The 22746-nt window shown below is 46.1% G+C and carries 22 protein-coding genes, 1 tRNA gene and 1 pseudogene; 18 read left to right on the top strand and 6 right to left on the bottom strand.

Features of this window, described 5'->3' with window-relative positions; genetic code table 11:
* Positions 1–48: 48 nt before the first annotated feature.
* The 9 genes from ACSYSL_RS05735 (at position 49) to ACSYSL_RS05775 (ending at position 7872) form a co-directional block, all read left to right on the top strand.
* On the top strand, positions 49–993 hold the full coding sequence (locus ACSYSL_RS05735) for a Ppx/GppA phosphatase family protein (protein ID WP_338344962.1): 945 nt from the start codon (positions 49–51) through the stop codon (positions 991–993).
* Positions 990–2219 carry a hydroxymethylglutaryl-CoA reductase, degradative gene (locus tag ACSYSL_RS05740; protein WP_491708536.1) on the top strand — a complete coding sequence of 410 codons (1230 nt, stop codon included), beginning with the start codon at positions 990–992 and terminating at the stop codon, positions 2217–2219. Before ACSYSL_RS05735 ends, ACSYSL_RS05740 begins: the two co-directional genes overlap by 4 nt.
* Complete coding sequence (locus ACSYSL_RS05745; protein WP_491708537.1) at positions 2209–3180, top strand: nitrate ABC transporter ATPase; 972 nt, start codon at positions 2209–2211, stop codon at positions 3178–3180. The genes ACSYSL_RS05740 and ACSYSL_RS05745 overlap by 11 nt, the downstream gene beginning before the upstream one ends.
* Before the next feature lie 18 nt (positions 3181–3198).
* Entirely contained in the window at positions 3199–3909 is a 711-nt protein-coding gene (locus ACSYSL_RS05750) for a Sir2 family NAD-dependent protein deacetylase (RefSeq protein ID WP_491708538.1), read from the top strand.
* 63 nt (positions 3910–3972) lie between these two features.
* Positions 3973–4986 (top strand): cation diffusion facilitator family transporter, encoded by a 1014-nt coding sequence (locus ACSYSL_RS05755; protein ID WP_338342565.1) that lies wholly within the window; start codon positions 3973–3975, stop codon positions 4984–4986.
* 444 nt (positions 4987–5430) lie between these two features.
* Complete coding sequence (locus ACSYSL_RS05760; RefSeq protein WP_491708539.1) at positions 5431–6813, top strand: Nramp family divalent metal transporter; 1383 nt, start codon at positions 5431–5433, stop codon at positions 6811–6813.
* Positions 6814–6830: 17 nt separating this feature from the next.
* Positions 6831–7292 (top strand): universal stress protein, encoded by a 462-nt coding sequence (locus ACSYSL_RS05765; RefSeq protein ID WP_491708540.1) that lies wholly within the window; start codon positions 6831–6833, stop codon positions 7290–7292.
* An 88-nt stretch (positions 7293–7380) separates the two neighbouring features.
* Positions 7381–7722 (top strand): ArsR/SmtB family transcription factor, encoded by a 342-nt coding sequence (locus tag ACSYSL_RS05770; RefSeq protein ID WP_010691027.1) that lies wholly within the window; start codon positions 7381–7383, stop codon positions 7720–7722.
* A 66-nt stretch (positions 7723–7788) separates the two neighbouring features.
* Positions 7789–7872 (top strand) — tRNA-Leu (locus ACSYSL_RS05775).
* Between the two features lie 88 nt (positions 7873–7960).
* Here the strand turns inward: ACSYSL_RS05775 and ACSYSL_RS05780 are convergent.
* Genes ACSYSL_RS05780 through ACSYSL_RS05795 form a run of 4 tightly spaced genes read right to left on the bottom strand, consistent with a single transcriptional unit; the run spans position 7961 to position 11112 of the window.
* Entirely contained in the window at positions 7961–8857 is an 897-nt protein-coding gene (locus tag ACSYSL_RS05780) for a DNA/RNA non-specific endonuclease (protein WP_491708541.1), read from the bottom strand.
* Positions 8857–9591 carry an amino acid ABC transporter ATP-binding protein gene (locus ACSYSL_RS05785; protein ID WP_491708542.1) on the bottom strand — a complete coding sequence of 245 codons (735 nt, stop codon included), beginning with the start codon at positions 9589–9591 and terminating at the stop codon, positions 8857–8859. The genes ACSYSL_RS05780 and ACSYSL_RS05785 overlap by 1 nt, the downstream gene beginning before the upstream one ends.
* Entirely contained in the window at positions 9588–10286 is a 699-nt protein-coding gene (locus ACSYSL_RS05790; RefSeq protein ID WP_010691034.1) for an amino acid ABC transporter permease, read from the bottom strand. The genes ACSYSL_RS05785 and ACSYSL_RS05790 overlap by 4 nt, the downstream gene beginning before the upstream one ends.
* Positions 10287–10317: 31 nt before the next feature.
* The gene (locus ACSYSL_RS05795; protein WP_491708543.1) at positions 10318–11112 is read right to left on the bottom strand and encodes a transporter substrate-binding domain-containing protein; all 795 of its coding nucleotides are present in this window, start codon (positions 11110–11112) and stop codon (positions 10318–10320) included.
* A gap of 426 nt (positions 11113–11538) precedes the next feature.
* Here ACSYSL_RS05795 and metG point away from each other — a divergent pair.
* A pseudogene (metG, locus tag ACSYSL_RS05800) lies at positions 11539–13587 on the top strand (methionine--tRNA ligase); the annotation flags it as partial.
* 62 nt (positions 13588–13649) lie between these two features.
* On the opposite strand, the gene ACSYSL_RS05805 reads toward metG, so the two are convergent.
* Positions 13650–14987, bottom strand: coding sequence for a dihydrolipoyl dehydrogenase family protein (locus ACSYSL_RS05805; RefSeq protein ID WP_491708544.1), 1338 nt, complete (start codon positions 14985–14987; stop codon positions 13650–13652).
* A gap of 111 nt (positions 14988–15098) precedes the next feature.
* Complete coding sequence (locus ACSYSL_RS05810; protein WP_491708545.1) at positions 15099–15587, bottom strand: ECF transporter S component; 489 nt, start codon at positions 15585–15587, stop codon at positions 15099–15101.
* Positions 15588–15790: 203 nt separating this feature from the next.
* On the opposite strand from ACSYSL_RS05810, the gene gap reads away from it, so the two are divergent.
* The 8 genes from gap (at position 15791) to ACSYSL_RS05850 (ending at position 22734) form a co-directional block, all read left to right on the top strand.
* A complete protein-coding gene (gene gap / locus ACSYSL_RS05815) occupies positions 15791–16804 on the top strand; it encodes a type I glyceraldehyde-3-phosphate dehydrogenase (protein WP_010691042.1) in 1014 nt (337 codons plus the stop codon).
* A 246-nt stretch (positions 16805–17050) separates the two neighbouring features.
* Positions 17051–18394, top strand: a complete 1344-nt coding sequence (locus ACSYSL_RS05820; protein ID WP_491708546.1) for a hypothetical protein — start codon at positions 17051–17053, stop codon at positions 18392–18394.
* Between the two features lie 134 nt (positions 18395–18528).
* A complete protein-coding gene (locus ACSYSL_RS05825; protein WP_491708547.1) occupies positions 18529–19341 on the top strand; it encodes a metallophosphoesterase in 813 nt (270 codons plus the stop codon).
* A gap of 126 nt (positions 19342–19467) precedes the next feature.
* Positions 19468–19911 carry a 3-hydroxyacyl-ACP dehydratase FabZ gene (gene fabZ / locus ACSYSL_RS05830; protein ID WP_010691046.1) on the top strand — a complete coding sequence of 148 codons (444 nt, stop codon included), beginning with the start codon at positions 19468–19470 and terminating at the stop codon, positions 19909–19911.
* A complete protein-coding gene (locus ACSYSL_RS05835; protein ID WP_010691047.1) occupies positions 19898–20368 on the top strand; it encodes a MarR family winged helix-turn-helix transcriptional regulator in 471 nt (156 codons plus the stop codon). The genes fabZ and ACSYSL_RS05835 overlap by 14 nt, the downstream gene beginning before the upstream one ends.
* Before the next feature lie 15 nt (positions 20369–20383).
* Positions 20384–21358 carry a beta-ketoacyl-ACP synthase III gene (locus ACSYSL_RS05840; RefSeq protein ID WP_187753544.1) on the top strand — a complete coding sequence of 325 codons (975 nt, stop codon included), beginning with the start codon at positions 20384–20386 and terminating at the stop codon, positions 21356–21358.
* Positions 21359–21457: 99 nt separating this feature from the next.
* Positions 21458–21700 carry an acyl carrier protein gene (locus ACSYSL_RS05845; RefSeq protein ID WP_010691049.1) on the top strand — a complete coding sequence of 81 codons (243 nt, stop codon included), beginning with the start codon at positions 21458–21460 and terminating at the stop codon, positions 21698–21700.
* A 68-nt stretch (positions 21701–21768) separates the two neighbouring features.
* On the top strand, positions 21769–22734 hold the full coding sequence (locus ACSYSL_RS05850; protein WP_491708548.1) for a DUF561 domain-containing protein: 966 nt from the start codon (positions 21769–21771) through the stop codon (positions 22732–22734).
* The last annotated feature ends 12 nt before the right edge of the window (positions 22735–22746 follow it).

Raw genomic sequence — 22746 nt, forward strand, 5'->3', positions numbered from 1 at the left:
AGGAAATGGCTGTGTTATACTGGACAATAATCACTAAATGGGGCCATTATGCAAGAGAAAAACATCGCCATTATCGATTTGGGCAGCAACTCAGCACGACTAGTTGTTGAAAAAATAAAAGAAGACGGCTCGTATGAAGAACTCTATCGTGTGAAAGAAGACACTCGTCTTTCACAGGGGATGGGGGATAGTCTTCTTTTACAAGAAGAGCCAATGGAAAAAACAATCACGGTATTAAAGACCTACATGGCTTCTTTGCAGAATTTTTCGGTTGATGCTGTTTATGGCATTACAACTGCTGCGGTTCGTACAGCCAAAAATCAGGCTGAATTTTTAGCTCGGGTCAAGCAAGCGATTGGATTACAGCTGCGCGTTTTAACGGGTGAAGAAGAGGCTCATTATGACTTTTTAGGAGTCATTGCTTCTCTCCCCAAGGTGCATTCAGCCGTTATACTGGATACCGGAGGGGCTTCGGTTGAGTTAATTCCTTTTCACCATCAAGTGGCAGAAGTGGAGTTATCCCTACCCTTTGGTGCCGTTAATTTATCGGAAAAGTATCAGTTGGCGGATACGGTGGAAAAGTCACAAATTAAGGCGGCTTGTCAAAAGATTCAATCCGCCTACCAAGGTCTTCCCTTCATTAGACAAAATCAGGGTCAACCAATTATTTTGCTAGGTGGGGCCAACCGTTCACTGGCAAAAATGGCGGAAAAGAAGGGCTGGACCAAGCAGAACCAACCGACCTTGCATGGCCTTTATTTAACCAGTGCCCACGTAGAAGAAATCTTTGCAGAAATTGCTGAAATGTCTCGCGCGCAGCGGGAACACTTAGCTGGGCTGGAGAAAAACCGGGCAGATATCATTGTTTCCGGCTTGTTGCCCGTGCTCAATCTGGTCCGCGCCCTACAGGCACCACGGGTAATTTTTTCTGAATCGGGTGTGCGCGAAGGTTTGATTTATGAATTAATGAAAGAGGAATTTGGCCACTCATGACAAAGAAGTTTTACCAACTGTCAGCACGAGAACGGCTCGAAGCCATGGGCTTGACTCCATCTTTAACGGCTTTTTACCGGGAGCGACAATCCGATGAAATGCCCAACCTGATTGAAAATTACTTTGCTGATTTTACGTTACCGGAAGGACTTTTACGCCATCTAGTGGTCGATGGTCGCTCCTATCAGGTTCCCATGGTCACGGAGGAACCTTCTGTTGTCGCTGCGGCTAACAATGGGGCTCGTTTGGTCGGCCAAGCAGGTGGCTTTCAAAGTCACCAAACAAGCCAATCCCTTCTCGGAGGTCAAATTCTTTTTCAAGATGTGGCGATTGATGAGTTGTCAGCCTACGTTTCTGAACAGCGAGAAGCCATTTTTGAAGCTGCTAAGCTGGCTAAGCCTTCCATGGTTGAACGAGGCGATGGCCTCAAAGATGTCCAGATTCGACCGCTAGCAGGACGGAGGGCGTCGCTCGACCTAACCGTCCAAACTGGTGAAGCAATGGGCGCTAACGCCGTTAACACGATTCTAGAAGCCGTTAAAGCTGTTTTTCAGCCGTTTAACAAGAACATTGTTGCGGCTATTTTAACAAATGCCGGTCATGACGCCTTGGTGACCGTAATGGCCCACATGCCAGTGGCGCTGGTAGGCGGTTTAGCGGCGGCCAAAGCCATTGAGTCATTATCGGCTTTTGGAAAAGTCGATCCAGACCGAGCGGTTACTGAAAATAAAGGCATCTTCAACGGCTTGTCCGCTGTTGTCTTGGCCACCGGTAATGATTACCGGGCGGTGGAAGCAGCTGGCCACGCTTATGCGGGAAGTACGGGACGGTACCAGTCGTTGTCAACTTGGAAATTAGATGATACTGGCGAGTTCCTACTGGGCTCCTTAACGATGCCGGTCAACATTGGTCGTTTGGGTGGCGCCATTGCAGCCATGCCGATGGCCCAAAGGAACTTGGAATTGCTGGGAGCGCCTTCCCTAGATGCACTAAAGAAAGTTATCGTGGCCACTGGTTTAGCCAATAATTTGGCTGCTTTAAAGGCGGTGTCTGGTCCTGGCATTCAGGCAGGACATATGCGAATGCAGGCGCGAACACTCGCTATCCAGGTGGGGGCCGTTGGTGATGAAGTCCTGAAGGTGGCCAATGGATTGGCAGCCGAAGGTGCTGTTGATCAAAATCATGCTAAAGAAATTTTAGGAGAAATACGAAAAAATGACGCCTAAATTACAAAAATTATTAGAACAAGTAAACGAAACCTATCCTGGGACGGTGATGGTCCGGACTGGTCAAGAAAAGTCGGGACGACTGCGCCTGGATCAGGTCAAGCAATCCTTTTTAGCCGACCGTTTGTTGATTGAAGTGCCGGATGAAACGGAAGCCGACTTTGCCATTGGGGTTGAACTGATTCAGCTATTGTTGTCCTTGAATGGCATCGTGCCCCAAATCTTCTTTGGTCTTACTTTTGAAGATGAAACCCTTGATCAGCAATTGGTCACCATTGCGAGTCGCTTGCATCGGATGGTCATGCACGCTATTGCCTTCCGCGAAATGGGTAAACAGGGTTATTTAAACAATTCGACAGCCACTGCTTTCCGCAATGGAATCGCAGACGAATTGTCCGATGAACAGGAAGAAATTGATGGGCAACATCTTTTCCGCCTGTTGTCCTTGGTAGACGTCCAAATTTTTAATGCCGTGTTGAAAGAGCGGGAATTGGCAGAAGAGTCGGCAGAAGCCGAACGTTTTTACCAAAGTCATTACCCAAAGGCAAATGCTGCCGCCAAGGCGCTGGCTGAGCCAATCATGAGTGCTGATTTGACGGATTCACGAACGATTCGTAAAACCATTGTTCATTTATTTGCCGGCCTCGATGAACTGTTGGCAAAGGAAAACTTGCCAACTGTTAATGCCCAACAATACGTGACATTGGCTCCGGTTTTGTCCGAACGGCAACTGAATGGTCCCGTGAAAAATCTGTATGAAATTTTCCATTCTGAGATGACCGATTATGCTTCAAAGGAAAAGGCATACGTTGGGTTGGGTAAGCAAGATAAGCAGAACACCTTTGTGATTGCCGCGCCTAAAAACCCTGCCGATCGACCTAAGTTCTTTACGGAACTCTACGCACTATCTGTTCGAGAATTGCTGGAGAAGTTGGCGTTGCCTTATATTTTGCGAAAGTAAAAGAAGGAGGAGTCGTTCATGAAGATGGTAACTGAGGGCGTTCAACGAGCCTTTGATCAAGCAAAGAAAATCGTGTTTTTGACGGGAGCTGGTGTTTCGACGTTGTCGGGTATTCCGGACTACCGTTCTAAAAATGGGGTTTACCAAGGACTCGACTATTCGCCGGAGTACTTATTGTCGGACCAGGCCTTTGCTGAAATTCCAGACATTCAGTACGATTTCATGCAGCAAAATCTGTATTTTCCAAAGGCACAACCCAACGTGATTCATCAAAAAATGGCTGAATTTGTTACTGAGGGACGGGCAAAAGTCATTACGCAAAACATTGATGATTTGGACGTTAAGGCTGGTTTATCTGATCAGCAATTGATTCGCTTTCACGGTTCACTTTATGATTTATACAGTCCCAAAGACGGGCAAAAAGCCCGCTTAGAGGATTATCAGCGCTCGCTCTATCGACCAGAAGATGGAGCTAAGATTCGGCCACGCATCACCTTTTATGGCGAGATCCCTTTTCGGGTAGAAGAGGCGGCTACTTGGGTTGCCCAGGCGGATCTGATTTGTTTAGTGGGGACCTCCTTTAAAGTCTATCCCTTCGCTGGGTTGCTAAGTTATGCTCAGCCCAATGTGCCAATTTTTGCCGTTAACTTAACACCGTTGCCAGCCATGGCTGGTGTGCAACAAATTATCGGAAATGCCGCTGACTTTTTCGATGAATTAAAAAACTAAGTCCATATTTGGGCTTTTTTTTATTTAGAAAAAAGGTATGATACAAAAAGGAGGAAGAAAACTATGTCAACACAAGAAGAAGCGCCAAGACAAACGGCGGCTTCCCATGGAACTGTTCAACAAAAGGAAAATCATCTTCATCATCATGGCCATACACAGGGTGGGCAGCCCTCGCAAAAGCCGTATTTAATTGGGATTAGTCTGAACTTGATTTTCGTTTTGTCTGAATTAATTTTTGCCAAGTTAGCTCATTCAACCGCCTTATTCGCTGATGCCTTTCACAACCTTTCGGATGTGCTCGCGCTTGTTATCGCGTGGCTGGCCGTTTTGGTTTTTGGTATTAAGGCAACGCGTAGTAAGACATATGGCTGGCACAATGTTTCAATTCTGGCTTCGATTTTTAACACGGTTTTGCTGCTCTTTGCGGTGGGGACCATTCTAGTCGAGGGGGTTAACGACCTCTTGAATCCTGCCGGCATTCATACGAATGGTTTGATGATTACGGTTGTTGCGGCCATCGGAATCGTCGTTAACGTCTCAACGGCTCTGCTTTTTAAAGCTTCAGGCGTGCCGGACGAGCACGGTCACAGTCATCATCATGACCAAGACTTAAATGCCAAGACAGCCTATATTCATCTGCTATCCGATGCTGGTGTTTCAATTGGTGTTATTTTAGCTGGATGGTTAATTAACCTTACCGGTTGGCAAATAATTGATCCCATTGTTTCGCTTTTGATTGGTTTGATTATCTTGCTAACGGCTTGGCCTGTCATGAAAGAAACCGTTAACTTAGCGATTAATGGGGTGCCAGATACCATTGATGAAGATGCCATCTATGACTATCTAGCAAAAAAAGAGGGCGTGGTGTCACTACACGATTTGCATATTTGGCCATTATCGACGACGGAAACGGCGTTGACGGTTCACTTGGCGTTGTCAGACGAAGCGTTACGAGGGGATCATGGACAAAAAGAGCTCCATGACATTGAAACTGCCTTAAAAGAAACTTTTGGTGTTAGCCACGTAACCATCCAGATTGAAGGGCAACAACACGAAGAAAACTGCAATACAATTTAATGACAAAATGTTTAAAAATCGCAAAAAAACCTTTTAAATAAGAATTATTCTGATTTAAAAGGAGGCGTTTCAAATTATAATTAAATTAAGATTAAATCATAAAAAGGGGTTGAGGCCTGTTCCAATGCCTTTTTTATATATTTTGTTTAAAAAAACCGGAAATAAATCAAAAAATTATGCTTGACCCGGACGCTGCATCGTGTAATATTAAGTCTAGACTTAGGTAAAAGTCATTGAGTTAAGTACCTTTCATAAGCTTTCAACAACCAAGTTGAATGAAATCCTTTATGAAAATTATTTAGCGCAAAATTGTGAAAATCTAGCTATTCTGCTACTTGAGAATAATTAAATGTCAAGCAAGGGGTTCTTGCGGTCTTTTTGCTTGAAATCATTTTTCTGCGTCGTTCAATGGCCTTCCTAAGGAGAAATCCAAAGGAGACAATTATGGACAATTCCGTAAATAAAAAGACTCATCATTCATTGATTGAGCACACCGGTGATAAGTCACTGGCTGAAGTAAACGGCTCCATTGAAGTTCCAAAGAATGGTTCTTTCTGGCGTCGATTGTGGGCTTTCTCAGGTCCTGGTGCCTTGGTTGCCGTTGGTTACATGGATCCAGGTAACTGGGTGACATCAATCAAGGGTGGAGCTGCCTACCACTACTTGCTTTTGTCTGTTATCTTGATTTCATCATTGATTGCGATGCTTTTGCAGTACATGGCTGGAAAGCTTGGAATCGTCAAGCAAGAAGATTTGGCCCAGGCTACTGGTAACCGTACCAACAAGTTTGGTCGTTACGCACTCTGGATTATGACCGAATTGGCCTTGGTTGCAACGGATATCGCCGAAGTTGTTGGTGGTGCCATTGCCATGTCTTTGCTATTTGGTTGGCCATTGTTGGTTACCATCTTCTTGACAGCCTTCGATGTTGTGATCCTGCTTCTTTTGATGAAGTTCGGATTCCGTAAGATTGAAGCGATTGTTATGACGTTGATTTTGACCATTTTGGTCGTCTTCGTTTACCTAACAATTTTGTCAAAGCCAGACTGGATGGCCATCATGGGAAACTATGTGCCTCGTCCTCAGACTTTGTCATCAGACGCTTTGCACGGATTGGATAGCCCAATCACGCTGACTGCTGGTATCATTGGTGCCACGGTTATGCCTCACAACCTTTACTTGCATTCATCAATCTCACAAACGCGTAAGGTTAACCACGATGACCCTGCTGAAGTGAAGGATGCCATTAAGTTAATGACTTGGGATTCTAACATCCAGTTGACTTTGGCCTTCTTCATTAACTCAATGCTGTTGATTGTTGGTGCCGCCTTGTTCTTCGGTCACGCAACTGAATTGGATGGTTTCCACCAATTGTATGATGCTTTGAACAACCACAACATTGCCGGTGCGATTGCTTCGCCAGTGCTGTCAACTTTGTTCGCCTTGGCCCTTTTGGCCTCAGGTCAGAACTCAACCATTACTGGTACGTTGACTGGTGAAATCATCATGGAAGGGTTCTTGCACTTCCGAATCCCAATGTGGCTTCGTCGTGTGATTACCCGTGGTATCGCCATCACGCCTGTATTGATCATTGCGATTATGTACGGTGGTAACGAATCACAAATGGACTCCTTGATTGAGTCGACTCAGGTCTTCTTGTCAATCGCCTTGCCATTCTCAATGGCCCCATTGATTTACTTTACTTCTTCAAAGAAGATCATGGGTGACTACGCTAACTCTGCTTGGGTAAAGTGGGTTGGTTGGCTCTGCTTTGTTGGATTGACGATTATTAACATCGTTCTTATTTACCAAATGTTTGCTGGCTAATTGAAGAGGAGGCTATCATGACTGAATTAACAATGAATATTGAACCAAAACAATTTAAGACGGTTTTGGTTGGTGTTGATGAATCGGAACAAGGCTACAAGGCCTTGGCTAACGCGATTCACCAAGCACGCGAAGATGATGCACATTTGATCATCGCTTCCATTTTGGAAATGGGTGACTTATCAGCCATTGCCGCGTTACACCTTGATGTGATTAAGGAAAAGCGTGAAGCAATTGAAAAGAACTTGGAAAAGTACCGTCAATTCGCTGAAAGCCAAGGCATCAAGCAAGTTGATACTGTCTTTGATGATGGTGTGAAGGCTGGACAAATTCTTGCCGATGAAATTGCACCACGTGTTAAGGCCGACTTGATTGTTGTCGGTGCTCACTCTCGTGAAGGCTTCTGGGGATCAATTGGTTCACAGGCAGCTTACATTGCACGTAACTCACGGATTTCTGTTTTGATTGTTCAAGGCTAAAAATTAAAAGACCTTTGAAGTGATTCAAAGGTCTTTTTTGTTGACTTTTATCGGAAACAACTGAGGGGTAATTTGTTATAATAGCGCTATGCAAAAAGAAATTCAACTTGAACTAAGCCATATTTTTAAGTTATTAGCAGGCGAAAAACGTTTGGCCATTTTAATGCTATTGCAAGAGCGTTCTTATTCGGTGAATGAGATTGTTGAGGCACTGGGGATGGAACAGTCCGCCGTGTCACATCAACTGCGAAAACTGCGAGAGGATCAGGTTGTCACGGTCGAAAAAGTCGGCAGGACGGTCTATTACCGCTTAACGGACTCACACATTTTAGACCTGCTTGCGAATGCTGAACGGCACGTTGAGCACGTTGTGAATCATGAAAGTCATGCTGAATGGGAAGCTCAACATAAAGAGGATAAAAATGACTAAATTCGCTCTTTTTTATTGACAAGGTTTGCTAGCCTTGATAAACTAATAAAGTTGTAAAAGAGCAACGCCCTTGTGGCGGAATTGGCAGACGCGCTGGACTCAAAATCCAGTGGTGGCAACACCGTGTGGGTTCGACTCCCACCGAGGGCATGATTAAAAGGAAGTAACGAAGGTTACTTCCTTTTTTTGTACACAAAAAATCGGTTCCGCCTTAACGAAACCGATTGATTAACTGACTTTATTGAATGGTTGACGCGCCGGTGCTGTAATCGATCGTCACAGCAGGCTGAACGTTAAATATCCAGTAATTAAAATCAAGCGAAGCACCATTGTCCTGGACAGATTTGGCCATGTAGTGGACACCACGAGGAACAAGCTCGTTACCAGAATAAATCGGTGTCACCTGACCGCGGATGGTGATGTTTGGATGTTGCTTGATTGCGTAGCGGATGTCATCCTCTGGTACAAGCTGTCCCGGGAAGGCGTTTTCCACGCGTGTCCCTGTCGTCATATTTTCAGTTACCATCGTGGGCATTCCAAAGAATTGATAACCGACAATATGCGATTTATTCCAGAGAGCCTGTTTGCTGCCACCAAGCGTGACCTGGGGGTTATGATGGGTACCGCCGACCCAAGACGTCCCGTTAAAATAATCATTTTGATTCCAACCAGATGGTCGGACTGACTTTGGTATTTGGGAAGGGCGCTTGGTAACCTGATCCATGGATGCTTTCGAAGCGATGAAGTTGCCTTGGCCGGAACGCCCCAATGAATCGAGTGGTGAAAGCGCTAATCCGTTGACGGGATTTAATTTAGATCCGTCAGCTGGGAAAGTCTGTGCTAGTTCAGTGGCGGTGAAAGTGGCCTTGTTACCATTGAGGTGAACAATGTCACCATCAAGGGTGCCATCCCACTGGATGGCTAAGAGATCCTGGTTGCCCTGTTCACCACTTTGGACTGTCGCGGAGTGCTTTGAGTTTTTGGCAGACTTGATTACCTTGGACTGCTGTTGGCTATTGTTCGGAGCGGTCTTTTCTTTTTGAAACGCTTGGTAGGACAAAACCGCCACCATGGCGATAACGATGGCGACGGTTTGTGAGAAGCGTTTTTTTGATTGTTTGCGACGTTTAGCCATTAGAAAGACATTGCTCCCAAGAACTGCTTAATCCGTTTCTCGTTTGAATGGAAGAAGCCGTCGGTTGGTCCAGCGTAGCCAACGTGACCATCGTCAATAAAGACCACTTGGTCAGCTACTTGTTCTGCAAAGGACATGTTATGGGTGACAATGACCATGGAGACTTCTTTTTTCGCTAATTCCTTCAGTACCCGAAGCACTTGTGCCTCCAACTCTGGATCGAGGGCCGACGTTGGTTCGTCCAACAGCAGATACTTCGGGGACATGGCTAGGGCGCGTAGAATAGCCACACGCTGTTGTTGACCACCAGAAAGTTGGTAAGGGTAGCGATTGGCTAGTTCCGTCATGTTGAACTGCTTTAATAGTTCTTTGGCGGACGACTCGGCCTCTTCCTTACTTTTTTTCTGGACTTTGATGGGACCTTCTGTCAAGTTTTTTAACACCGTGAGGTGGGTAAAGAGCGCTTTTTCCTGAAAGACCATGGCCGTCTTTTGACGAATTTGCAAAATTTGGCTGTTCGTTAATGGCTTGGTTAAATCCAAGATTAATTGGTCAATTTGCAGTGTGCCGGTATCTGGGCGGTCCAATAAATTAAGCGAACGAAGCAGCGTGGATTTACCAGATCCCGAGGGACCCACGATGGCTGTCGTGTGATCAGCCGGGAAAGTCAGGTTGATGTCTTCTAAGGCGACCTTGTCGGGATAGTGTTTACTGAGATTTTTAACTTGAATCATTGGGCAAACCTCGATGTGTACTTTTCTAGGTAGTGCTGACCAATTGAAAGAATTGATGTGAAGAAGGCGTAGACCATGGCAACCAGAATGTACATTGACAGAACCTTATAGTTTGCTGCCGCAATTTGTTGCGACAAATAGAAGATTTCCACAATGGTGATGACGGAAGCCAATGAGGTGTCCTTCAGCAGACCAATTAGTGAATTGGAAAGCGGTGGAATTGAGATTCGGGCAGCCTGTGGCAAGACCACGTATAGGTAAACTTGTGCACGAGTCATTCCCAACGATTCCGCTGCTTGCTTTTGAACCTCCGGAACGGAGGAGATGGAGGCACGAATCGTTTCTGATGCATAGGCACCGGTGTTCAGTGAGAAAACCGTGATAGCCGAAACCCAGGCAGACTGGAAGAGGGCGATGTGTGCGTTTGGCAACCCGTAGAAGACGATGAACAGTTGAACAATCAACGGTGTTGACCGGAAGAACCAAACATATGCATTGGCAATCCACTTAACGATTTGGAGTAGGGCGGCTGCCCACTCGTTTTGAGGTAGCTTAGCCACTCGAACCAGTGCCGTTAGCGAGGCAAAAATCAACCCGAAAAAGAAGGAGATGGCTGTGAGTGGGAGTGTGTATTTGAGCGCTGTGAGAAAGAGCTCGGGCAGATATTGAACTGCCAGGTTAAAAAAGTCTATCATACTTTCTTCCTATTTAGTGCAGCCGTGTGGCTTATTCTTTGGTTAGGTCCTTGTTGAAGTACTTCTTTGATAGCTTGGTTAAGGTACCGTCTTCACGCAGCTCCTTGAGTGCCTTGTTGACCTTTTCTTGCAACTTCTTGCTATCCTTGTTCATCAAGACGCCGTCGGGAGTGGAGCCCATTTGCTTTGAGATGTCGATGGCTTCAACGTCTGCATCAGGGTTCGATTGCTTCCAGTTTTCAAAGGCGCCCATATCGTTCAACGAACCATCGGCACGGTTAGTCGTAATCAAGTTCATTGCTTCAATGATGCCGGCAACGGCCTTAATGTTGGCACCCTCTTCCTTGGCCTTCTTACCATAGTTTGATGTGACGGATTGGGCCATTGTCTTCCCGTTAATATCCGAAAGGCTGTTCAATGATGTATCACCAGTGCGACGAATCAAAGCGGCCCTTGGATAAAGATAAGCGGTTGACATGCGGTAGTTTTCCTTGCGCTGATCGGTGATTCCAATGTTGTTAATGACAGCATCGTAACGCTTAGCATTCAAGCCAGCGATGAGGGAGTCCCACTTTGACTGGACAAAGTTGACTTTCATGTCCATTTTCTTGGCCAAAGCGCGGGCAATGTCAACTTCGAATCCGGTTAATTGTCCCTTATCGTCGTGATAAGAAAAGGGCGCGTAGGTTCCTTCGAGTCCGACCGTGAAGGTGCCAGCCTTGATTGTTGTGTTGTCCTTGCTAGAGGAGGTCAGCTTACTAATGCCGAACACAGCACCGATAATAATAACGAGACCAGCGATGATAATTGCGATTTTCTTGTTCATGTTTTTATACTCCTAAATTTACTCAAAAGAAAAAACCACCCCGGGGCAGGATAGATGTCGCCCTAGGGTGGTTTTTAGCCTATAAACGCCACCCTAAAAAAGCGGTGCGCAACAGCAAACCGTTTGAGTCATCGTGTTTTGTTGTGAGTTTCGAATGTTCGCGTTCATAGGTTCCTCCTTATAATCTGTATTTAGTGTAACGGTGGGGCTATTCTTTGTCAATAATGATTCAATGGTTAGAATTGTTTTTTTAATAAATTGGTCTGAAAATTGTTAATCGATAAAGTCTTATGGTAAAGGCGTTTGTGCTAAGAAAGTCGAAACTGGTTTATTAGGACCTTGTAAGTTGAAAGTCCTGACGTTGCTGGTCTGCTTCGTTTGATTTTGGTATACTAATGAAGAGAACAGGCACCATTTGCCAGGAAAGGGACTCATATGTCAGACAAAAAAAACTTCTATATTACGACTCCGATTTACTATCCATCTGGAAAGTTGCAATTGGGAAACACCTATACAACAGTCTTAGCCGATGCGGCTGCGCGTTACCACCGCTTGCTTGGTGAAGACGTTTTCTTCTTAACTGGAACCGATGAACACGGTGAAAAAATTCAGAAGAAGGCTGCCGCAGCCGGCACGACGGAAAAGGAATACTTGGACAAAATGGCCAAAGACATCAAGGAACTCTGGTCCTTGATGCACATTTCTTACGACAAGTTTATTCGAACGACCGACGTCGACCACGAAAAAGCTGTGCAAAAGATTTTCCAACAGTTGCTTGATCAGGGTGATATTTACAAGGGTCAGTACGAGGGTTGGTACTCTGTTTCGGACGAAGAGTACTTTACGGAATCACAACTGGCTGAAGTTTACCGTGATGAAAACGGTAAGATGATCGGCGGGAAGGCCCCATCAGGTCACGAAGTGGAAAAGATTCAAGAAGAGACCTACTTCTTCAAGATGTCGAAGTACGCCGACTGGTTGGTGGACTACTACAAGAACCACCCAGACTTCGTTCAACCAGAATCTCGAATGAATGAGATGCTCCAGAACTTCATTCTGCCGGGCTTGGAAGATTTGGCCGTTACCCGTACTTCCTTTGATTGGGGGGTGCCGGTTCCTGGTGATGAGAAGCACGTGATTTACGTTTGGATCGATGCCTTGGCCAACTATATTACGGCCCTCGGCTATGACTCGGCCAACGATGAGCTGTTTAAGAAGTTCTGGCCAGCCAACATCCAATTGGTTGGAAAGGAAATTGTTCGTTTCCACATTATCTACTGGCCAATCATGCTCCACGCCCTTGGTTTGGATCTGCCAAAGGAAATCATTGGCCACGGTTGGTTAGTGATGAAGGACGGCAAGATGTCCAAGTCGAAGGGGAACGTTATTTACCCTGAAGACTTGACGGAACGCTACAGTTTGGATGCGGTTCGCTATTACTTGCTGCGCGCCATGCCATTTGGAAATGACGGGGTCTTCTCACCGGAAGACTTTGTTGACCGCGTGAACTTCGACTTGGCCAATGACTTGGGCAACTTGTTGAACCGAACGGTTGCCATGATTAACAAGTACGAAGGTGGCGTTTTGCCAGAATTCGTTTCAGATAAGACCGACTTTGATGCTGACTTTGAAGAATTGGTGGCCGAAAAAATTGCCTCCTTCAACGATCAGATGCAAGCTGTTCACACGGCTGATGCTCTCGAATCAGTGTGGACCATTGTTCGTCGGGCTAATAAGTATATTGACGAGACAGAACCGTGGGTATTGGCTAAAAAGGCTGGAGAAGATGCAGCTGCTAAGGAAACCTTGTCCGCTGTGATGGCGCATCTAGCAGCTAGTCTACGTGTTGTGGCGGCCATGTTGCAACCAATCATGGTCAACGTACCCAAGCAAATCTTTGCCCAACTCGGTTTGACTTTGCCAGCTGAAGGATTGTCTTTGGTTGATTTGGCCATGGTGGACTTGCCAGCAGGTGTCCGGGTCGTCGAGAAGGGACAGCCAATCTTCCCACGCTTAGACGTGGAACAAGAAGTAGCCTTCATTGCTGGCTTAGTATCGAAGGATACCAAGGGCAAGGGTCGTGCAGTCAAAGAAGCGGCCAAGCAGGCTGAACAAGAGAAGGAAGCAGCGGCCGTGGAACACAAGGCAGCCATTGAATATGATGATTTTGATAAGGTTGAGATCTTAGCTGCTAAAATTACAGCGGCAGAAATTTTACCAAAGTCAAAGAAGTTAATTAAGTTTACTTTGGATGACGGTTCGGAAAAGCCACGTCAGATTCTTTCGGGAATTCGTCAGTGGTATCCAGAACCAGAAGAATTGGTTGGTAAGACAGTGGCGATTGTTGCGAACATGAAGCCCCGTAAGATGGCCGGCGAATTGTCTGAGGGAATGGTACTTTCTGCTGAAAAGAACGGTATCGTAACGGTGACCGTTTTGCCCGATTCAATCGAAGCGGGATCAGGAATTGAATAATTAAAAAAAGAACCTCGTTCCATTGAACGAGGTTCTTTTTGCTTTAAAAGCTGTAACGAATTTTAGCCTAAGTAGCCCAAAGCTGAGTAACCGATGGTTGGGAAAATGGTCACGAGGCGCTTGAGTTGCTCGGCTGTGTAACCGAATTCAATGGCGGGCAAGAGTGCATTGACCACGTCATCAGCCTTATCAGAAATTTCAATCACTCCGACCAACTGCTTGTCCTTGTTATAAATCAAGGTACGTTGGCCGGCACTTTCAAAGTCGACCAGACGGTACCAGTCATCTGCCACTTGTTGTTGGACAATGTCGTATTTGTCGGGTGCGGCTTTTGCTTCGGCAATTGTAACACCGGCCTTTGCCAAACGAGGTGTGGCAAAAACATTTTCAGCGATGGCTGGGTAGCTGATGGCCTCAGTCTCTTCACCAAGAATGTGGGCGACGATGTATTGTGATTCAAAGGTAGCCGTTGGCGTGAGCTTTGGCTGTTCTTTTTTAATCACATCACCCGAAGCATAAATGTTTGGCTGGCTGGTTTGGAGGAATTCGTTCACTTCGATTCCCTTCTTGTCATAGTTGATGCCGAGGGTGTCGAGGTTGAGCCCGTCAGTGTTTGGTATCCGTCCCGTCGCATCCAAGACATAGTCAGCCGGGTATGAACCAGTTGAGGTTGACACCGTGTAAGCGGAGCCGTTTTCTTCCACGGATTGCACTTGGCTGTTCTTGATGAAGACGACACCTTGGGCAGCCAAATGCTTCATTAGTTGGTCACTGTATGCTTTATCAAAGGCAGGGAGTGCTTCAGAGCCACGCATGATAACGGTGACTTGTGATCCAGCCGTTTGCATGATGGAAGCGGCTTCTAAACCAATGAAACCAGCCCCGATAATGACCATTTTGCCAGGTACATCCGGAATACTCAAAAAGTCCTTTGAGTCATGGAGGAATTCTTTTCCTGGAATGGCCAGGCGGTGTGAATGCTGCCCCGTGGCAATAACAATTTTATCCGCTGTGACTTGGCGATCGCCGACAGCCACTGTGTGCTCATCCACAAAGGAAGCGTGGCCAAAGATAAAGTCGATACCGGCCGATTCCATGCCAGCTTGAATGGCGGGTGCAAAGCCATCGACAATCTTTTGTTTACGTTGCATGGCTTTTGGCCAATCAATTTTAGCAGTATCGGTAATGACACCGTCCGACTGCTTAATGGTCTGTAAGACTTTGGCAGGGGCTTCTAGAATAATTTTGGCATTGCAGCCCCAGTTTGGGCAGGTACCACCAACACGATCTTCTTCTACAAAGGCCACTCGCTTGCCTGCGGCAGTGAGGGCGGGTGCGCCATCAAAAGAACCGTGCCCGGCTCCGATGAAAAGAACGTCATAATCAAATGTGTGTGACATGAATTTCCTCCTTCTTAGTTCTTTCTATTATCCCACGCTTTATTTGGAAATAAAAATATTAAAGGAAAGTAAAAAGCCTGACCGGTTAAGATCAGACTTTTTTGGACATGGTTAGCGTGACGCTAGTCGCTTCTTTAGGACGGGTAGAATGGTAAGGGCGACAATGGCACCAAAGAAGCATTGGCCGAAGTTACCAAAGATTGACGCCCAACCGGCTGCCCAATTGTATAGGAAGGAACCGGCCAAAACATACCCAATAATCATCACAATCGATGCCAAAATTAAGGCAATGGCTTGTACAAGTCCTGACCGCTTAATGGCTAGGCCAGCAATGTAACCTTCTAGTCCGTGAATAACGAAGGAAAAAAGCAACCACTGTGGGTAACCAGCAAAAAGGTCGAGTAGGGCACCGGAAAAGGCCCCGACTAGAAGACCGGCCCCTGGTCCCATCGATAGGGCCGCGATAAAGATACCGGCTTCGACTAAGTTAACGAAACCAGAAGTGGCGGGAATTGGAATGTGCACCACGTATGACAGCGCGACGTTTAAAGCGATGATGGCAGCAAGAATGGCAATCCGTTTACTCGACCATTTTGACATAAGACTCTCCTCCAAATAAAAAATTCTCGAATGTTAAATATTCCTTTTATTTTACCATGTTATCTTGGTAATAGGCCAAATATACACAAATGGTATGGCTTACCTTGTGAGAAAATGGCTAAAGGAGTTGCACTGCTGGGAGGCCATTGTGTTATAATGTTTGTGTTGACACAGGTCAAAAATTTATTTGGAGGTCTACACACATGACTGTGAAGATTGGTATTAACGGATTCGGACGCATCGGTCGTTTGGCATTCCGCCGCATTATGGAATTGGGTGACACAGCTGCTGATGTTGAAGTTGCCGCAATTAACGACTTGACGAGCCCATCAATGTTGGCATACTTGTTGAAGTATGACTCAACTCACGGCACATTGGATGCTGAAGTTTCAGCTGATGAAACTGGTATCATCGTTAACGGTAAGCACTACACGGTTTACTCAGAACGCGATGCTAAGAACATTCCTTGGGTTAAGAACGATGGTGTTGAATATGTTATGGAAGCTACTGGTTTCTATACTTCAGCCGAAAAGGCACAAGCTCACTTGGATGCCGGTGCTAAGAAGGTCTTGATCACTGCTCCAGCTGGTGACGTACCAACTGTTGTTTATGGTGTAAACCAAGACATCTTGAAGCCAGAAGACAAGATTGTTTCTGCTGGTTCATGTACAACACAATCATTGGCACCAATGGGTAAGGTATTGGTTGACAACTTCGGTGTTGAAATTGGTACGATGACAACGATTCACGCCTTCACTTCAACTCAAATGATTTTGGACGGTCCAAAGTCAAAGAAGTTCCGTTCAAACCGTACGGCTTCAGTTAACACGATTCCTCACTCAACGGGTGCTGCTAAGGCCATCGGTCTTGTTGTTCCTGAATTGAAGGGTAAGGTTGACGGTCACGCACAACGTGTTTCAGTTGTTGATGGATCAGTTACTGAATTGACTTCTGTTTTGTCAAAGAAGGTTACTGCTGAAGAAATCAACGCTGCCATGAAGGCCGCTGCTTCTGATTCATTCGGTTACAACGAAGACGAAATCGTTTCATCTGACATCATTGGTGACACACACGGAACGACTTTCGATGCAACGCAAACACAAATCATCGAAGCAGGCGACAAGCAATTGGTTAAGACTGTTTCATGGTATGACAACGAATACGGTTTCACTTCAAACATGATCCGTACGTTGTTGCACTTTGCACACATCGGTTAATCACTCAAAAATTAACTTTTTCAAAGATCCGCTTCGGCGGGTCTTTTTTTGTGTACAAACAATCAACGGAAAAGAGTGGTCGTTCGTTGACAGTTAATTAGAATCAGACTAAGATGAAGGTGTTCGGATAATTGACATAATTGATTATTCTGCATCGATAAATAATATAGAGAGAAGGTTGTTCAAGTGAAGAAGAGGATGAATGGTAGTGGGAAACGAACCGAAAGGCGTTTGCTAACGATTTGTGTGGCTGCAGGTCTCATGGTTGGACTAACTGGAACTGCGACTGTTTTATGGCAGAAGACGGTCAGTGGACCGGCAGTGGCAACCGCTGCTGAGACTGGGGCGACTTATCAATATGGTCAGTTGGCAAAGCGGGGGGATGTTTCCAATACGGCTGTGTCCTGGCAGCATCAAGATGGCGACCAATTACCAACTGGTTCGATGGATTACCTTCAGAATCAACAGAATGGTCAAACCAGTGTGTCTTTTCAATTAAAGGCGAACTGCCTGCTAAAGGCTGGGGATGTGATTAAAGTGCCGGTATCAACCAATCTTGCTAACCAGGCCTTTACGCAGGGATTTAACATCAGCAACTTAAACAATGAATTGTATGATAACGGCACCCATGAACAGCTTTCGAAAAACGTCCGCTATGACGCCAGTCAGCAAGCCATTCTAGTTCCGCTGGACGGTCGCGACTTTTCAGTTAAGCAAAGTCGTAACGTGACCCTGACTTTTAATACCGCAGGCGGAATGGTCTTCCCAAAGACAGCTTCCAATGGTGGTGACTTGTCCTTCTCCGAAACGGTTGCGGATCAAACGCACAATTACCACTGGGCGCCAAAAGCAACGGTGGCGAATTTTAAGGAGAATAATCAAGTCGGGAAAATGCAGTCCTTCTTGACAGACAATCAGCCGGAAGGGTTATCCGTGCGAACGCGGATTAACAACGTGGATAACGCCGCCTTTACGAAAGCGGTTAACTTAAACGATGGTCAGGACTACGTGCAAACCATTGATATCAAGGCTAGCACGCAACGCAATTGTGGCATGGTGCCGGTTTATATTGAAGCGAAGGACTTTGCTCCGTACGTTGTTGCCGCAACGAACATCGGCCCCGCAACCAATTCAGTCGGCTGGACTGATCAAGCGGCTAATAATTGGGGCGGTACTTCCAACGCAACGAAGCGAATCAGTAGCTGGTTCACGCAGAGTCAGGGAACACCAGCTGCCAATCAGTATCAGGTCATCCGTGTATCGGCTAGTGAGTTGAAGCTAGTGATTAACTTTGGAAAGCAGCAGGCCTTAGAAATTCCAATGACCCAATTTGAGACGTTGATGAAGTCGCAGTATGCCCATGTTTCTGACGTCCTTATCCAGCAGATGGAAGCCCGCTACATGGCTGAAGACGGTAACGTCGTGCTACCATATACGATCATGGCCAACATGTCGATTGCCAATCCAAATAACGTCAATGATAAAGTCCAGTACAATACGACCTTCTCTGATAACCGTGGCGTTGTGAGTCAGCAAAGCGCAACGAATGCTAAACGCAATTACAATTTTGCTGACGTGTCGTGGGATTAATTTGATAGAGATTACCATCATCGATTTTTAAAGATCCGCTTTGGCGGGTCTTTTTTGATTGAAGGAGAATCTCGCCTTTTTTCGCTGACTATTGGCTATGCTATACTACGGGCAGTGAAACAGGAGGAATTGTCATGCGTCTAGCGGTTATTTCGGACTTACATTTAGACATCAATCGATTAGATGTACCTGAAGTGGCGCGCAAAATGGCCGATTACCTGCTAAAAGAACAAATCGCGGTCTATGTCTTGGCAGGCGACAGTTTCAATTCCCTAGCTAAGACTAGGGAGTTTGTCAGACAATTGAACGCCTTACTGTCTGGTAAAGTACGGGTATTTTACTTGGCGGGCAACCATGAAATGGGGGATGGCCTTTCATTTGAGAAATACGAGGAGCACCTTTCTGACGGCTACTTGCACAATCAAAGCATTGACCTTGGCGCCTACCGGATTATCGGCAACAACGGTTGGTATGACTATTCCTTCGACCATGGGCAGCATGATGCGGCCACTATTGGACGGTTTAAAAAGTCATTTTGGTATGACCGGCGGATTAAGCAAACGATGACGGATCAAAAACGAGCCGTTCTTAGTCGGCAACAAGTCAAACGAGCAGTGGACGAGGCGCGACGGGCTGGGCAAAAACCACTAATCATCACCCACTTTTCCCCAGATGGGCAGTTGGTTGAGACGATTCCCTTTTCAAAGTCGAAACTCGCCATTTTAAAGGCTTATCTTGGTTCAGAGGCTTTTGGAAAACAGTTGGTGGCTGACCATGTTCCCGTTGTGGTTTCAGGTCATATCCATTGGCGGATGCCAAAGCATCGGATTGCTGAGACCACTTTTTACAATGCCTCGCTTGGATACGAAACAAAACGAATCCATGAATGGTCACAAAAAGACTTTATGACCGAGTGGAAGAAGCGGTTATTGATTCTAGACTTATAGATATAGTTTGTTTAAAAATTCCTTCTGTAATGAGATAGTTTGACTATCGAAGTATTTCTTGTTAGACTAACCATATCCTGAAAAAATCTTTATTGTAGGCCTTTTAGGTCTTAGAAAGGACAACTAATGCCAGTGTTAACAACGACGGAAATCATGGATTTGATTCCGAACCGTTATCCAATTCTTTACATGGACTACGTCGAGGAGATGGTGCCCGATGAATCGATCGTTGCCGTCAAGAACGTGACGATTAACGAACAATTTTTCCAAGGACATTTTCCGGGTAACCCTGTGATGCCTGGCGTTTTGATTATTGAATCATTGGCACAAGCCGCTTCAATCTTGATTTTGTCTTCACCCCAGTTTAAGGGAAAGACGGCCTACATGACTGGTATCAACGATGCCAAGTTTAAGAAAATGGTCGTTCCTGGTGATGTTTTGAAGTTGCACGTAACCTTTGGTAAGGTTCGTGAAAACATGGGGACGGTCGAAGTTGTGGCCAAGGTTGACGGAAAAGTCGCCACAAAGGCGGAGCTGATGTTTGTGGTGGCTCCCGATGAAAAAGAATAGCGAAACGGCTCCGGCCGTTCATTATAGGACGGCGAGTCAAACGCTGATCGACCTATTGGCCAATGCGGTCTGGGTTGAGGAAGGTGCGTTGAAACGCGGTCCTTTCGCTGCCCTGACAGTGCGTGATGTGCACACGATTTATGCCATTTCGATGTATGAGGAAAAAACAGCCTCGCAATTGGCACGAATGGTACATCTTTCACCGTCTGCCATGACAACGGCGATTGATCGTCTTGTGCAAAAGGGCTATGTTGAACGTCGGCGCTCCAAAAGTGATCGGCGGGTGGTTAAGTTAGGACTCACCCACCAGGGCCGGATTCTATACCGTGCCCACCAAGCCTTTCATTTGAAAATGACCCAGGCCATGTTTCATGGCTTTTCTGACGATGCAGCGGGTATTTTGGAAAAGGCATTGGATAATTTAAAGAACTACCTTCAGGACTTACTGAAAGAGTAAGCAAAAGGATGAATGATGGAAAAGATGAAAATTGTAGCCACCGCTCGGCAGGTGCCTGAACGAGTGGTAACAAATGATGAGTTGACGGATTTGATGGACACGTCGGATGAATGGATTTACCCAAGAACGGGTATCCATAACCGGCACGTTGTGACGGATGAAAATACGTCGGATTTAGCAACGAGTGTCGCCGAAAAACTGTTGGCGGAGAGTGGTTGGTCAGCAAACGACCTCGACTTTATCATCGTCTCGACCATGTCACCGGACGCTTTGTCACCGCACACGGCGGCCATTGTTCAGGGAAACATCGAGGCGACCAACGCTTTTGCCTTCGATGTGAACGCGGCTTGTTCTGGCTTTGTTTACGGACTGTCCGTCGCTTCTGCTTTCCTTTCATCTGGTCGCTACCAGAAGGGGATGTTTATCGGAGCCGAAGTGTTGTCGAAACTAGTCGACTGGAAGGACCGCACGGTTTCCGTACTCTTTGGTGATGGTGCTGGTGGTGTTTTGCTCGAGAAGACTGAAGAGCCAAAGGGCTTGTTAGCAGAAGAGCTTCAAGCTTATGGTGATCGTGGTGAAGCGATTTTGACCGGTCGCTTTGCGAATAAAAACGCCTTTGCGGGTGAAATTTCGCCACTCGATCCGTACTTCCATCAGGACGGTCGGGGTGTTTATTCCTTTGCTACTCGTGAAGTACCAAAGGTACTGAACAAGGCACTTGAAAAAGCCGGTTTGACGGCTGATGATGTGGACCTCTACTTAGCCCATCAGGCGAACCATCGGATTATTGAATCCATGGCGAAAAACTTTGGTCAACCGATGGAAAAGTTCCCAACGAACATGGTGGAGTACGGGAACACTTCGGCTGCTTCGACGGCTATTTTGCTAGACGAACTGCAAAAAACTGGCAAAATCAAGCCAGGTATGACGGTCGCTTTCGTTGGCTTCGGTGGTGGTTTAGCAATTGGGGCTCAAATTTGGCAGTTTTAAGGGCTGTCGACTTTTATCATTAAAGTAAAATACGGTGTAGTAGGCTGCACCGTAAAAATCAAACGTATTGCAATACGAAACCTATAGGAGAATGTGCTCATGACACAAGAAGAGATTTTTGACAAGGTAAAGGACATCTTGGTTGACCAATTTGATTTGGACGACTCAGAAGTAACGATGACAACGAACATGACGGATGACATCGATGCCGATTCATTGGACTTGTTTGAAGTTTTGAACCAAGTTGAAGACGAATTTGACATTAAGTTGGAAGATACTGAAGAAGTATCAACGGTTGCTGACTTGGTAAACAAGATCAAGGAACAAACTGACAAGAAGTAATTGCAATACTTCTTATTAGGCGGCGCTTGTCGCCGCATACATAACATTTAAAGGGTAAGGCGGATTTTATGACTGTTAAAGTGGGAAACGAAATTTTTGATAAGCTTGGGATGAAGTACCCAATCGTTGAAGGTGGGATGACTTGGGCCGGAACGGGTGCCTTGGCTGCTGCCATTTCTGAAGCAGGGGGACTTGGTTTCATCGGAACTGGTTACTGGCACGGTGATGATGTTCGCAAGGAAGTTCGTCGCGCTAAGGCTTTGACCGATAAGCCTTTTGGTGTGAACGTCATGTTGATGTCTCGTCACATTCGTGAAGTCTTCGACGTCATTTTAGAAGAAGGTGTTAAAGTCGTGGCTACTGGTGCCGGCGATCCTTCCCCATTCTTGGATGAATTGCACGCCGCTGGTATCGTTGTGATGCCTGTTGTGCCATCCGTTTCATTAGCTAAGATGATGGAACGAAAGGGTGTTGATGCCGTGATTGCCGAAGGAATGGAATCTGGTGGCCACATCGGTCAGATGACGACGATGGCTTTGGTTCCACAGGTTGTCGATGCCGTGAACATCCCGGTTATCGCTGCTGGTGGAATCGCTGATGGTCGTGGGGCCGCCGCCGCCTTTGCTCTTGGAGCTTCTGGTGTTCAGATGGGAACACGATTCCTTGCCTCACCGGAATCAGAAGTGCACGAAAACTTCAAGAAGAAGATTTTGAAGGCTCGTGACATCGATACGATTGTGACTGGAAACATTGCTGGATCCCGTGCCCGTGTCTTGAAGAATAAGATGGCCAAGGAATACGTGAAGAAGGAAATCGAAGAAGCGCAAAAGCCTGCTCCTGATTACGAAACGGTTGAAAAGCTGGAATCTGGAACACTTCGTGCCGCCGTACAACAGGGCGACAAGGATGGTGGGGCCTTCATGGCCGGTCAGATTTCTGGAATGATTAAGGAAGAAAAGCCAGTTGCTGTTATCTTGGCCGATACATGGGCCCAGGCAACAGACATTCTTGGTATTCCAAACACAACGAAGTAAGGTAGGAAGTTT

This window comes from Fructobacillus sp. ESL1129, from assembly GCF_058507945.1.